This window comes from Rhodococcus sp. EPR-157, assembly GCF_001647195.1.
Lineage (GTDB): Bacteria > Actinomycetota > Actinomycetes > Mycobacteriales > Mycobacteriaceae > Rhodococcoides.
This window is the reverse complement of the sequence record NZ_LVCV01000134.1, coordinates 1-12949: the sequence shown is the minus strand read 5'-3', so window position 1 is coordinate 12949 and position 12949 is coordinate 1. Positions and strand designations below refer to the sequence as shown.

General features: G+C 64.0%; 13 protein-coding genes and 1 pseudogene. 10 read left to right on the top strand and 4 right to left on the bottom strand.

The features are described from left to right. The 4 genes from A2J03_RS05460 to phoU form a co-directional block, all read left to right on the top strand. Positions 1-443, top strand: a 443-nt coding sequence (locus tag A2J03_RS05460; protein ID WP_197480629.1) for an acyl-ACP desaturase, incomplete at its 5' end; no start/stop codon positions are given. Positions 444-539: 96 nt separating this feature from the next. Beyond that, on the top strand, positions 540-1679 hold the full coding sequence (gene dusB / locus A2J03_RS05455; RefSeq protein ID WP_068370548.1) for a tRNA dihydrouridine synthase DusB: 1140 nt from the start codon (positions 540-542) through the stop codon (positions 1677-1679). 118 nt (positions 1680-1797) lie between these two features. After that, positions 1798-3693, top strand: a complete 1896-nt coding sequence (locus tag A2J03_RS05450) for an LCP family protein (protein WP_068370545.1) — start codon at positions 1798-1800, stop codon at positions 3691-3693. Positions 3694-3765: 72 nt separating this feature from the next. Next, the gene (gene phoU / locus A2J03_RS05445; RefSeq protein WP_068370543.1) at positions 3766-4443 is read left to right on the top strand and encodes a phosphate signaling complex protein PhoU; all 678 of its coding nucleotides are present in this window, start codon (positions 3766-3768) and stop codon (positions 4441-4443) included. A gap of 285 nt (positions 4444-4728) precedes the next feature. Here phoU and mshD read toward each other — a convergent pair whose 3' ends face one another. Next, positions 4729-5637 (bottom strand): mycothiol synthase, encoded by a 909-nt coding sequence (gene mshD / locus A2J03_RS05440; RefSeq protein WP_068370541.1) that lies wholly within the window; start codon positions 5635-5637, stop codon positions 4729-4731. A 6-nt stretch (positions 5638-5643) separates the two neighbouring features. Continuing rightward, entirely contained in the window at positions 5644-6426 is a 783-nt protein-coding gene (locus tag A2J03_RS05435) for a winged helix-turn-helix transcriptional regulator (protein ID WP_068370537.1), read from the bottom strand. Between the two features lie 187 nt (positions 6427-6613). On the opposite strand from A2J03_RS05435, the gene A2J03_RS05430 reads away from it, so the two are divergent. From A2J03_RS05430 to A2J03_RS05410, 5 genes are all read left to right on the top strand, one after another. Continuing rightward, positions 6614-7393 (top strand): LmeA family phospholipid-binding protein, encoded by a 780-nt coding sequence (locus A2J03_RS05430; protein ID WP_068370550.1) that lies wholly within the window; start codon positions 6614-6616, stop codon positions 7391-7393. After that, a complete protein-coding gene (locus A2J03_RS05425; protein ID WP_068370535.1) occupies positions 7390-7803 on the top strand; it encodes a thioredoxin family protein in 414 nt (137 codons plus the stop codon). The genes A2J03_RS05430 and A2J03_RS05425 overlap by 4 nt, the downstream gene beginning before the upstream one ends. Positions 7804-8065: 262 nt before the next feature. After that, positions 8066-8533, top strand: coding sequence for a DUF4395 domain-containing protein (locus A2J03_RS05420; RefSeq protein ID WP_068370533.1), 468 nt, complete (start codon positions 8066-8068; stop codon positions 8531-8533). A gap of 50 nt (positions 8534-8583) precedes the next feature. Further along, positions 8584-9420, top strand: coding sequence for a sulfurtransferase (locus A2J03_RS05415; protein WP_068370532.1), 837 nt, complete (start codon positions 8584-8586; stop codon positions 9418-9420). 2 nt (positions 9421-9422) lie between these two features. Then, positions 9423-9728 carry a DUF1416 domain-containing protein gene (locus A2J03_RS05410; protein WP_068370531.1) on the top strand — a complete coding sequence of 102 codons (306 nt, stop codon included), beginning with the start codon at positions 9423-9425 and terminating at the stop codon, positions 9726-9728. Positions 9729-9979: 251 nt separating this feature from the next. Here the strand turns inward: A2J03_RS05410 and A2J03_RS05405 are convergent, their stop codons facing one another. Continuing rightward, a complete protein-coding gene (locus A2J03_RS05405) occupies positions 9980-11491 on the bottom strand; it encodes a cutinase family protein (RefSeq protein WP_068370530.1) in 1512 nt (503 codons plus the stop codon). A gap of 381 nt (positions 11492-11872) precedes the next feature. On the opposite strand from A2J03_RS05405, the gene A2J03_RS05400 reads away from it, so the two are divergent. Beyond that, the gene (locus A2J03_RS05400; RefSeq protein ID WP_442971323.1) at positions 11873-12493 is read left to right on the top strand and encodes an FABP family protein; all 621 of its coding nucleotides are present in this window, start codon (positions 11873-11875) and stop codon (positions 12491-12493) included. A 183-nt stretch (positions 12494-12676) separates the two neighbouring features. On the opposite strand, the pseudogene A2J03_RS31515 reads toward A2J03_RS05400, so the two are convergent. Next, positions 12677-12949, bottom strand: a pseudogene (locus tag A2J03_RS31515) (ABC transporter ATP-binding protein); the annotation flags it as partial.

Genomic DNA, 12949 nt, shown 5'->3' with positions numbered 1-12949 from the left:
CCGGCAAGGTGTGCGACGACCCGATCGCCGACCGCATGCTTCAGCGCATCGCGGCCGACGAGAACCTGCACATGATCTTCTACCGCAACATCAGCGCTGCGGCTCTCGACATCGCACCGGATCAGACACTCGACGCTCTGTCGGACATCGTCATGAACTTCCAGATGCCCGGTGCCGGCATGCCGAACTTCCGCCGCAACGGCGTGTTGATGGCCAAGCACGGCATCTACGACCTTCGTCAACACCTCGAGGACGTCGTGTGGCCCGTTCTGCGCAAGTGGCGGATCTTCGAGCGCGACGACTTCACCGGTCGCGGCGAGAACAAGCGCGAGGAGCTCGCAGTGTTCCTCGAAGACCTGGAGAAGCAGGCCACCAAGTTCGAGGAAATGCGCGACCGCTCGCTGGCACGCGAGGCCAAGAAGGCGGAAAAGCAGGCTTCCTAGTCGCTGCCTGACCACAGATCACGCCCGGCACCCTCACGGTGTCGGGCGTTGATCGTTGAAAAGACCGAACACGAAAACGAACGAGGCTCTTCCCCCATGACACTGCGGATCGGTTCACTCGAACTCCAGAGCCCGGTAGTGCTCGCCCCGATGGCGGGTGTGACCAATGTTGCTTTCCGCACGCTGTGCCGCGAACAGGAACTCGAGCGAGCCGGGAGTACCTCTGGCCTCTACGTGTGCGAGATGGTTACCGCCCGCGCCCTCGTCGAGCGCCAGCCCGCGACGATGCATATGACGACATTCGGCCCGACGGAGACTCCGCGGTCGCTCCAGCTCTACACGGTGGATCCGGAGACTACCTACGCTGCCGCGAAGATGATCGTCGACGACAATCTCGCCGATCACATCGACATGAACTTCGGCTGCCCCGTCCCGAAAGTGACCAGGAAGGGTGGCGGCGCTGCGCTGCCGTACAAGCGGAACCTCTTCGGGCGGATAGTGGCCGCAGCGGTGAAAGCCACTGCAGGAACGGACATTCCGGTCACTGTGAAGTTCCGAATCGGCATCGACGACGAACACCACACACACCTCGACGCCGGACGCATAGCAGCGTCGGAGGGTGCGGCTGCCGTCGCGCTCCACGCACGAACCGCAGCACAGCGGTACTCCGGGACCGCAGACTGGAACGAGATCGCGCGACTGAAAGAACACGTCACCGATGTTCCCGTTCTCGGCAACGGAGATATCTTCTCCGCCTCCGACGCGGTGCGCATGATGGCCGAGACGGGCTGTGACGGCGTCGTCGTCGGCCGAGGCTGCCTCGGCCGGCCGTGGCTGTTCGCCGAACTCAGTGCTAGGTTCGCCGGACGCGAAGAACCTGCCCCACCGACCCTCGGTGAGGTGGCAATCGTGATCAGACGGCACGCAGAGTTGTTGGCAGCCCACCATGGCGAAGACAAAGGTCTTCGCGAACTGCGCAAGCACGTTGCGTGGTACCTCCGCGGTTTCCCAGCGGGCTCCGAACTGCGGGTGTCGATGGCGTTGGTGAAGACATTGCCCGAATTGGACGATCTGCTGGAACAACTGGACCCGACGGTCCCGTTCCCCAAGGACGCCGAAGGTCCGCGGGGCCGACAGGGTTCCCCTGGAGCGGTGTCCTTGCCGGAGGGTTGGCTCGACGATCCGGAGGACATTTCGGTGCCCGTGGGTGCGGACCTGATGCATTCGGGCGGCTGACCTGCTCCTGACGTGGTCGGTCGTCGCCGAAGTGGACCACACAGCTTTCCTAAGTATCATGGCTGGGATCGCCTGACGGACGGCGAATGATTCGCAAGGAAGGTCAGGGAAAGAACACGTGGGTGACGATCGAGATTCGGGCCCGCCTGCGTCCGACGGTCGGGCTCCGTGGGAACGCCCCATTTCCCAGATTCATCGGCCCACACCTGACCCCGTCGGACCTGCTAGTCCACCCGTACCCAAGCCCGAGACCGACAGCGGACGTCTGAGGCGTCTCGGTAAGCGATCTCCCGGGAACTCCGACGCAGTCTCGGTGGCAGAATTGATGGGTCGGGGAACCGAGGACAGAGCGCCCGCGGCACCTCGACCGCGTCCGACTGCACCGCACCCGGACGTCGACGCTCCCACCGAGAAGATCGATCCGATCACCGCCCACACCCCACCGCCCGTCCAGGCGCAGCCAGTGGCCGTCGGTGTTCCCGCCGACGAACGCCCGGCGCTCACCCGGCTGGCGATGAGCAAGGTGCGCCGCCGAAAGCGGGTCCGCAACGTCGCCCGCGGGTTCGTCTCGATCATTGCGATTCTGGCGGTCGCACTCACTGGAGTCGTGTGGGGCTACCTTCGCAGCACCGACCGCGGTTTCGCTCAAGTTGCAGCCCTGGATCCGAACTCGACGGACGTCATCGATGCCGCAGGCCAGTACGGCGACGAGACGTATCTGATCGTCGGAACCGACACTCGAGCCGGAGCCAGTGGCGAGATCGGCGCCGGCACAGTCGCCGATGCCGAAGGCGCGCGATCGGACACCGTCATGCTCGTCAATATTCCCGCCGATCGCAGCCGAGTCGTCGCAGTGTCGTTTCCGCGCGATCTCGACGTCGAGCGGCCCGAGTGCGAGGGCTTCGACAACGACACCAACACGTACGACGGAGAGATCTACCCCGCCGCCGACGGCGACAAGCTCAACGCCACGTACGCACTCGGTGGCCCGAAATGCCTGGTCAAGGTCATTCAGAAGATCTCTGGACTGAAGATCGGGCACTTCGTCGGCATGGACTTCGCCGGGTTCGAATCGATGGTCGACGAGGTCGGCGGCGTCGAGGTCTGCACACCCCAACCCCTCGTGGACTACGAGCTCGGAACGGTACTGCCGAACATCGGCGAGCAGCGAATCGACGGCCGTACCGCCTTGAACTACGTGCGCGCTCGTAACGTCGAATCCGAGGGCAACGGTGACTACGGCCGCATCAAGCGTCAGCAGCGATTCCTCTCCTCGTTGCTGCGGTCCGCACTGTCGAACAACGTGCTCCTCGACCCTGGCAAACTCAACGGTTTCGTCAGCGCCTTCACTCGCGACACGTTCGTCGAGAACGTCAAGACCCAGGACCTGGTGACGCTGGGCCGGTCGCTGCAGAACGTCGACGCAGGGGCAGTGACGTTCTTGACGCTACCGACGGACGGCACCAACGATTGGGGCAACGAGATTCCCGTCGACAGCGCGATCGAGGCGCTGTTCACTGCGATCATCGACGACCTCCCGCTCCCCGGCGAAGAACGAGTCGAGCCGACACCGGCACCCGAGGCCACGGCACCAGCCGTGGTTCCGACGCTGGCCGTGGATCCGGCGACCGTGTCCGTCCAGGTGTCCAACGCGTCGGATATTTCCGGAATGGCTGCGACTGCGTCGGCCGAACTGTCGACGTACGGATTCCAGATACTCGAGGTCGGCAACTTCGTCGGAACGGCAGCCCAAACCGTCGTTCGCTACACCCCCGGCCAGGAATCCGAAGCCGCCACGGTCGCATCCGCGATCCCGGGAGCCGTCGTCGAGCAGGCTGCAGGGCTGGACAACGTCGTCGAGGTGGTTCTGGGCGCCGACTACCCTGGCAACACCACCCCGCCGGCAGCGCCCGGTCAGCCTGTAGAGATGACGCAGGTCGACGGCAGCACCGTGGCACCGCCGTTGCCGGAGAACATCGCTTTCACCAACGCAGCCGACGACACCTGCGCCTGAGCGGATCCATTCACGCCCCGTTCACCCACGCGACCACGAATAGGTCGGTGCGACGCACTAAACTCCCATCCTATGCGCGTCGCCTACAACGAACAGATGAACGAGTTGGCCGATCTTCTCGGTGAGATGGCCTCCTTGGCCGGTTCCGCCATGGACAAGGCCACTCAGTCACTCCTTCAAGCCGATCTGGTCCTCGCGGAGCAGGTCATATCGGAACACGACAAGATCACCGAACTCAGCACTGTGTGCGAGGAGAAGGCGTTCTCGTTGCTCGCGCTCCAGGCACCAGTCGCCACCGACCTCCGCTCGGTCGTCTCCGGTATCCAGATCGTCGCCGACATCGACCGAATGGGCGCCCTTGCCCTGCACGTCGCAAAGATCACTCGTCGACGCCACCCCAACCATGCCCTCCCCGAAGAGGTCAACGGATACTTCGCCGAGATGGGTCGTATCGCGGTCCAGCTCGGAGCCTCCGCCCGCGAGGTTCTCGAAACCCGCGACCCCGAGCGTGCGGCCAAGCTCCGCGAAGAAGACGAAGCGATGGACGATCTGCATCGTCACCTGTTCACTGTCCTCATGGACCGCGAATGGCAGCACGGTGTCGCAGCGGCGGTCGACGTCACCCTTCTCGGACGCTTCTACGAGCGATTCGCCGACCACGCAGTCGAGGTCGGCCGTCGAGTGATCTTCCTCGTTACCGGCGAGCTGCCCGTCGAACTGGGTAACACCGCCAAGGTCCCGGGCGCCTAACACTCGAGCCTGCCCAGGCCTGGCGTGCTGCTGCGCCTGAAGTCCACCGAATGACCCATTCGGTCACCACTGCCGGTGACCGAATGGGTCATTCGCTGTCTCCCCTCAGGTGACCGAATGAGACATTCGCTCCGCCCAGGAGACCGAAACAGACATTCGCACACTCAGAGTGACTGAATGAGACATTCGCTCCACTCAGGAGACCGAATGAGACATTCGCTCCGTCCCAAGTGACCGAAACAGACTGTGAGTCAATCCAGCGCGAACCAAAACCGCGGATATCGGTCAGCGACGGGTGTACGCGGCGTCGACGTGAAAACGTGTGAAACCGAGGCGTTCGTAGGTATGGACAGCGGCCGCATTGTCGGCCTCGACGTAGAGCAGAACGTCCCCGAGCCCGCGGTTCCGCAGATAGTGCAGCCCAGCGAGCGTCAGAATCCGACCGAGCCCCCGCCCCTGAGCCTGCGGATCGATGCCGACTACGTAGACCTCACCGATCTCGTTCTCGCCTGCTTCGGGAGGGTGCACTTTGGTCCAGTGGAAGCCGAGGAGTGTGTCCGTCCCCTCCTCGAAGGCGAGGAACACACCGGCCGGATCGAACCACGCTTCATCTCGACGCTCGGCGATGTCCTTCTCCGTCCACCCGCCCTGCTCCGGATGCCAGGAGAATGCTGCGTTGTTGACGCGCAACAACTCTGCATCGTCCTGGTGCCCTCGGTAAGTGCGAAGCGAGATACCGTCCTGAACGACGACGTCGGGAAGTTCGGGTGCTCCGAGCGGACGTCGCATCTGCAACAACTCGCGCGCGATGTCCAATCCGAGTGCGCTCGCCACCGCCTGCGCCGGTGCGAGATTGCCGTGCGCCCAGACTCGTGCGCCTGTGCCGCCTTCGGACAGCGCTCGCTCGACGAGCAACCTTCCGGTACCGCGCCTGCGGAACTCGGGATCGACGACGACCTCCGCCATCGACGGCGTGCCAGGGGCAACCCCCGCATAACCGACGATCGCCGAGCCGCTCGTGGCTACGAGATGTGTCACCTCATTGCCCGATGTGACCGCTTTCACAGCCTGCTCCGACAGCGGCGCAGTGCCGTCCACCTCAGTGGCACGCACCACGATGGAACGGATCTGCTGGGCCACCGTCGGCGTGATCGCGGCAGGGTCGAGCCGGGCGATATCGAACGAAACAGTCATCGTCGGTCAGTTCTTGCTTCCATGTGTCGCGCCGCCCAGAGAACTGAATTCGACGCCGTCGGTGTCAGGACCGTCCAGGTCGTCGTCACCGTCGGACTGAACGGGCCCGCCCTTCGCACTGCGACTCGGCCGAACTGCCTTGTAGCCGACGTTGCGCACAGTCCCGATCAGGGATTCGTATTCGCTGCCCAGCTTCGCCCGCAAGCGACGGACATGGACGTCGACAGTTCGGGTTCCACCGAAGAAGTCGTAGCCCCAGACCTCCTGCAGCAGCTGCGCGCGAGTGAACACCCGGCCCGCGTGCTGAGCGAGGTACTTGAGCAGCTCGAACTCTTTGTAGGTGAGGTCGAGCGGGCGACCACGCAGCCGCGCCGTGTACGTGCCCTCGTCGATGACCAGTTCGCCGAGAGTAATTTTCCCCGACGCTTCAGGACTGGCGACACCTCCGGACCGCCCGACAAGCAATCGCAATCGCGCGTCGAGCTCGGCTGGACCGGTGCCCGGCAGCAGGATGTCGTCGAGACCCCATTCGGAGTTGACTGCGACGAGACCACCTTCGGTGAGCACCGCGACGACCGGAATTGCCGAGCCGGTGCTACCGAGAAGACGACATAGTCCGCGCGCTGCAGCAAGATCCGTGCGCGCATCCACCAGCGCAATGTCCGCAGAACCTGCTTCGAGAAGCGAAGACACCTCGGTAGGTGCGGGCCGGACATGATGCGCGAGAAGTGCAAGGGACGGTAGGACCGCCTCCGGGTTAGGGTCGGAGGTCAGAAGCAGGAGTTCCACTCGGCCTCCATTCGTACCGCTGTCACGTCGACTCCTCCGGCGAGGTCGACTGCTTGTTCAAGCAATCAGACTAGCGTGTCTTCGGGGTCGACCGCCCGTCGCCGTGCCCGACTCGCGAGAGTGAAGCCTGCGGAACGACCCGGCTGCAGAGAACGAAGTCCCGACGCCATCGGTCACAATGGTCGTCATGCGCAAACTGATCATCGGACTCGTGAGCCTGGCGGCTCTGGCCCTCGTCGTGGATTTCGGGGCTGCGGCGTACTCGGAGTACCGCGTGTCTCGCGCGATTCGTGACGGCGGTGATCTGTCGTCCGATCCACAGGTCATCGTTCACGGCTTCCCCTTCCTGACCCAGGCCGCAGACGGCAAGTATCAGAACGTCGAGATACGAGCGCAGGATGTGCCCAACGACTATGTGGGTTCGACCACGATCGAAGCCAACCTTCGTGGCGTCGCGGTACCCCTTTCCGACCTCGTCGAGGGGTCCGTGAACGCAGTGCCCGTCGACGAACTCGATGGCCGCGTGCGCATCGAAGCGACAGACCTCGGTCGGTTCCTGGACATCGTCGACCTGCAGGTGTCCGCTCCCCCAGCTGACAAGTCCGATGGCACCGGCGGGTCGGGAGGCTCGGGGATGACCACGAACGGAGGCGTCGTTCTGACCGGAACGGTGCCGGTCGGACCGATTCGTACGGAAGTGAGCGTCCAGGCCGATCTGATCCTCGACGGGGACAGCGTGGACATCGTTGCCAGTGACTTCTACTTCGGACCCGAGGGAAATGCCGACTTCACGATTCCCGATTTCGCGAAGCCGACGGTCCTCGGGCTGTTCACCAAGACCATCGACAAGCAGACGCTCCCGTTCGGAGTGCTCCCGACCGATGTCTATGCGGAGGGTTCTCAAATCGTCATCGAGGGCAGTGCCGAGAACGTGATGATCGACCTGGAGCAGATCGAAGCGCCATGATCGGAATCACAGTTTTGCTCGTCGTTCTGGTAGCGGCCACAGCATTCGGGCTTGTGTACCGCTCCCGTGCCGGGAAGGTGCGCGTGTCCGAATCCGCAGGTTCGCCCGAGCTACGCGCACTGCTTCTCGCTGCGGGCGCCCCACTCGATGCGCCTGTAGTGCTGCACTTCTCGGCGGACTGGTGCGGTCCGTGCGCTGCAGTCCGACGTGTAGTGGGCCAGGTCCTGAGCGACCTCGAAGGACCGGTCGACCTCGAGCTGGACATCGATGCGAATCCCGAACTCGCCCGTGCGATGAACGTCATGTCCTTGCCGACAACGTTCGTCCTCGGCGCGGGTCTCGTCGAGAGGGCACGCATCTCCGGAGTTCCGAAAGCCGAGGCACTCCGTTCCGCCCTGGTGAACCCGTAGTTTCTGCTGGTCCGACTTCTCCGGTAGGATGCTCGATGTGTTGTCCCGCCAAGAGCTGTTGCTCACCAGTCGCCGCACGGTTGACCTGTGCCGTCTGGGCGGTTGTTGCTGTCGCTGCTGCTGATCCGTTCATGCCGCCGCGCCATCGTGCGCAGGTAGGCCACTGAGTCCGTCAGGACCCGAGCCGAGATCACCGATGAACGTGCAAGTTCGTTGCCGTTCGCAGTAGCTGCACTCCCCGACGCAGGAGCATTCACTCACGATGTCCATAGACACCGCACCGTCAGTTTCCCAGGTCGATGTACGGGGCCCACGCTTCGCCGCGTGGATCACCACGGCCGTACTCGCCGCCGTTCTCGTTCTGTCCACGTTCGCCACCACCGCGGCCGGGGTTCTCCTCGCTGCACAGGCCGTGGCCTTCGCGATCGGCGCAGTTCGTGGGCCACGCAACAGTCCCTACGGCACGATCTTCGCCACTTTCGTAGCACCGCGACTTGCGCCGACGTCCGAACGTGAGCCGGTCGCACCACTGAAGTTCGCCCAGCTGGTCGGCTTCGTGTTCGCTGCCGTCGGCGTTCTCGGTTTCGCGCTCGGAGCCCCCGTCGTCGGCGCCGTCGCTACCGGCTTCGCACTGTTCGCGGCCTTCTTGAACGCCGCGTTCGCATTCTGCCTCGGCTGCCAGATCTACCCCCTCGTGGCGCGGCTGCGGACACAATCCGCACGCTCCTGATCGCTCGACCCACCACTCACCGAAGTACAGAAAAGATCGAAAGGAAACCCATGGCTCGCTCCGACGTCCTGGTCTCTGCCGACTGGGCCGAGCAGAACCTGAACGCCCCCAAGACCGTCTTCATCGAGGTCGACGAAGACGCAAGCGCCTACGACGGCGGCCACATCGAAGGCGCCGTGAAGCTCGACTGGCGCAAAGACCTCCAGGATGCGGTCCGCCGCGACTTCCTGAACCAGGAGCAGTTCTCCGATCTGCTCTCGTCCAAGGGCATCGCCAACGACGACACCATCGTTCTCTACGGCGGAAACAACAACTGGTTCGCGGCATACGCCTACTGGTACTTCAAGCTGTACGGACACAAGGACGTCAAGCTCGTCGACGGTGGCCGCAAGAAGTGGGAGCTCGACGGACGCCCCCTCTCGAAGGACGTCGTGACCCGCGAGGCGACGCAGTACCACGCCGAGGCTCCCGACCTGTCGATCCGCGCGTTCCGCGACGAGGTCATCGACGCAATCGGAAACAAGAACTTGGTCGACGTCCGTTCACCCGACGAGTTCTCCGGCAAGATCCTCGCTCCCGCGCACCTTCCCCAGGAGCAGGCACAGCAGCGCGGGCACGTCCCCAGCGCCATCAACATTCCGTGGAGCACCACGGCCAACGAGGACGGCACGTTCAAGGACGACGACGCCCTCGAAGCTCTCTACAAGGACAAGGGCTACGACGACGGCAAGGCGACCATCGCCTACTGCCGCATCGGCGAGCGCTCGAGCCACACGTGGTTCGTCCTCAAGGAACTGCTCGGCAAGTCGGACGTGAAGAACTACGACGGCAGCTGGGTCGAGTACGGCTCCCTCGTCGGAGCACCCATCGAGTTGGAGGTCCACTGATTATGTGTGGTGCACCCGTTCAAGGTCAGAGCATTCCCGCAGGAGTCGACGTCGAGAAGGAAACGGTCATCACCGGCCGCGTCCTCGCAACCGACGGTGAGCCCGTAGCCGGCGCGTTCGTGCGTCTGCTCGACGGCACCGGCGAGTTCACGGCAGAGGTCGTGGCATCCGGTACCGGCGACTTCCGCTTCTTCGCCGCACCGGGCACCTGGACGTTGCGCGCGCTGTCGGCGTCGGGCAACGGCCAGGCCGACATCACCCCCGAAGGCGCAGGCATCCATTCGGCGAATGTGACCGTCGGAGTCTGACTTTCAGCTGTACGCCGAAGAACCCCGCACCGAGAGGCGCGGGGTTCTTCGTGTTCTGAGGGTTCGGCCGCCGAGGTGACCGAATGAGCCGTTCGCTGCGTCCCGGGGCTGTACGCGCACCTTCCAGCCCACGCGCAAGTTGCAACGCGTGCCCTGGCTGCAACGTGCGCGTTCAGCCGCCGAGGTGACCGAAAGAGACACTCGGTCCAAATCCGGGGCCGTACGCGCACCTTCCAGCCCACACGAACGGCTCAGCCCTGGGCCGCCTCCGGGACGATCTCGGTCGACGGTTGCTGGGTCTGTTCGGGAACCGTCGAGTACTGCGGCGGAAAGACACCCGGGGGCACGATCCCGAGCGACTCCAGGAACGCTCCGAGATCGCTGTCGCGCGTGACGGTCCCGGGTTCCGGCACAACCTGAGGGCTCGGCTCAGACGGCTGCCCATCGACCGGAGGCGCCTCGGCGGGAGCGAGGTCGGCGTCGTTGCTCTCCCGCTCGGTCTGTGCCAGATCTGTCACCCAGGCGACGATCTTCTCGCTCTCCCACTCCCTACCGTCACCGGGATTGTTGTTCCAGTACAGAAGGTGCTGGAGGAACCCGATGAAGATGTACGGCTCGACGACGACGTCGACGATGCCCTTGTTGTTCTCCACGAGTCCGACGCCTTCTTCGTGCAATTTCTCGCGAACCTTGCCCGCACCCGGACCCATGGCCCAGTTGAGGTCGGCGAGCAGCTGGTCCGGGGTCAGCTGCTCCCAGGCTTTCTGTTCGTCGACCTCGTAGAGCTGATCCGAGACCTTCAGCAGAACCTCGAGGAGCGTCTCGTCCGATTCGAGCCAGTTCTTGTTCGTGACGATATCGACGATGGCTCGCGTCGCGATCGAGGTGACTGCGCGGGCGAAATCCGCGACAGTCTGAACCGGGTTCAGAACCGTCAACCGCATCTGCCCCAGAATGCCCAAGGCGAGTTGCAACGCGACGATGTTGTCCGGAGCGTCGCATGCCAGGTCGTATGGTCGACACGACCACGTCACCTTGTCGTTCAGTGTCCCGTAGTCCTTCGGCGTCCGAGATTGGAAACCGCCGCGCGACGGGCCTGGCTCGTCGAAGTTCGGGGCACCCGCCGGACGGTACGGGTCGCCGATCATCATGACGCCGGCAAAGTCGTCGCCGGTCACGAGGGCGTTCGGGTCGCGGTGGCCGAGTTCCATCGCAACCCGCTCGACGACCTCGGCACCGACGCTGTAGCCGAGCAGAACGAACTTCGTGTCGTCGCCGCACTTCGTCTTGTACTCGTCGAGCAAGCGGTTGGTGGAGGCTATGCCGTCCGCGACCGACTGCTGGTACGTCTCGACATCGGTCAGTAGACCGACGCCATATGTCGACGGATACGGCACGTAGAGCCACCCGACCGAGCCGGGGCTGTTGGCATTGACCTGACCGATCGGAAGTGTGACATTTCCCACCCAGTTGGACGCCACCGAGCGGGGCGCCTCGTTCAATGGATCGCGATCGGCGTCGGAGTCCGTCGCACCGGAAACCGCGAGCATCAGAACGTCGGGGCAGTCCTGGGCGTAGTTGTTCGGATCGATGTTGGGTCCGTCCGAGGAGCCGGTCCCCGCAGAACCACTGTCCGAAGACTCGGAGTCCGCAGACCCCGTACCCGGCGCCGCAGACGCTGCGCCAGGCACCACCAGCAGCAATGCTGCTGCCATCGTCACGAATACGGACAGAAACGAGCCAGCACGAAAATTGCGCGGCATCAACGGATCCTTCCCCAAGCCTGATACTTTCGAACGCACAGCAGCGTCGGACTCGATCGACCCCCAGTCCGACGCTTCTTGGAGAAAGTACCGTGTCGAATGCGTTCTGTAGACCCAGAACGCTGCGTTCCGGCCATTCGTGCGACCAAATCCTGGGACACGTCACAATCGCGGTGTGCTTCTGGCAGACCGAATTTCCAGCCGCGGGCCCTCTGGGTCTAAACTCAGCGACGTGGTCATCTTCTTCGAAGTCCTGCTTGCGCTCGCCGCAGTCGCCATCATCGCGTTCTCGCTGTACGTCGTCTACCGCTTGGTCACCGACGAATCGTGAGTGAACGCGCCGCCGACGAACCGGACGGCACTCGGTCCGCCAACGACGCGATTGCCGAGGCCGCCGAGAAGTTCGCGTCCACCTCGGGGCGCAATGTTCCGATTCTTCCCGATCTCCCGCACCCCGAGGACACAGCGAACCTCCGGCTCGGCCCCGATCTGAATCCCGCACTGCTTGCGCTGCTGCCGTTGGTCGGCGTCTGGCGAGGCAACGGCGAAGGTCGCGATCCCGAGACTGGAGTGGAATATGCGTTCGGGCAGCAGATCGTCGTGACTCACGATGGCGGCGCCTACCTCGGCTGGGAGTCTCGCTCGTGGCGCCTGGACTCGGACGGCAACTACGCCCACCCAGACCTCCGCGAGGTCGGATTCTGGCGTGTCAGTGGCGGAGACGGCGAAAAAGGTAGCGAGAACGAAGAGGTTCTCGAGCTCCTGCTGACGCACAGCACCGGACTCGTCGAGCTGTACTACGGCCACGCACTCAATCAATCATCGTGGGAACTCGCGACCGACGTCGTGATTCGATCTACCTCGGGCGCATTGGTCGGCGGCGCCAAACGGCTGTACGGAATCGTCGAGGGTGCCGACCTGGCCTACGTCGAGGAGCGCATCGGTGCCGACGGCGAACTTGCGCCCCGCCTGTCTGCGCGCCTCACTCGCTACATCGGCTGACACTCGCTACATCGGCTTACAACGGGCACATGCGAACGGCCCCCGAGCCGTTCCTGACTTGTCAGGTCTCGGTCGGACGGACCGAGGGCTCGGGGGCCGGGTAGCTGCCGGGGATTCGCTCGCCGCTCGCGCGGGTGTGAATCCGTCAGCGGTAGCGGCTAGCTGGCAGCCACCTCACGCGTCCTAGAGTTCATCAACTTCAGACCACCTCCTCTCTCGTGTACTCGACAAAGTACGCCGAGATTCGTGGGTCCGCAAAGGATTATTCGACCGTTCCGCCGGTAGCGAAATTCCGAGGTCGATCACCTGGTCAGCAAGGGTGTCGGCGGGTAGTCGATGGGTCACGAGCACGACCGTTCGGTCCCGCTCGACCACTCCGCCGTCCCGGTCGAGCAGGCGCCTGAGAAGCTCGGCACCGCTGTGCTCGTCGAGGTGTTCCGTCGGTTCGTCCAGCAG

Bases quoted from the DNA above. Each gene is read 5' to 3' on its own strand.
- dusB (WP_068370548.1), top strand. From the start codon at position 540: ATGACACTGCGGATCGGTTCACTCGAACTCCAGAGCCCGGTAGTGCTC.
- phoU (WP_068370543.1), top strand. From the start codon at position 3,766: ATGCGCGTCGCCTACAACGAACAGATGAACGAGTTGGCCGATCTTCTC.
- mshD (WP_068370541.1), bottom strand. From the start codon at position 5,637: ATGACTGTTTCGTTCGATATCGCCCGGCTCGACCCTGCCGCGATCACG.
- A2J03_RS05430 (WP_068370550.1), top strand. From the start codon at position 6,614: ATGCGCAAACTGATCATCGGACTCGTGAGCCTGGCGGCTCTGGCCCTC.
- A2J03_RS05425 (WP_068370535.1), top strand. From the start codon at position 7,390: ATGATCGGAATCACAGTTTTGCTCGTCGTTCTGGTAGCGGCCACAGCA.
- A2J03_RS05420 (WP_068370533.1), top strand. From the start codon at position 8,066: ATGTCCATAGACACCGCACCGTCAGTTTCCCAGGTCGATGTACGGGGC.
- A2J03_RS05415 (WP_068370532.1), top strand. From the start codon at position 8,584: ATGGCTCGCTCCGACGTCCTGGTCTCTGCCGACTGGGCCGAGCAGAAC.
- A2J03_RS05410 (WP_068370531.1), top strand. From the start codon at position 9,423: ATGTGTGGTGCACCCGTTCAAGGTCAGAGCATTCCCGCAGGAGTCGAC.
- A2J03_RS05405 (WP_068370530.1), bottom strand. From the start codon at position 11,491: ATGCCGCGCAATTTTCGTGCTGGCTCGTTTCTGTCCGTATTCGTGACG.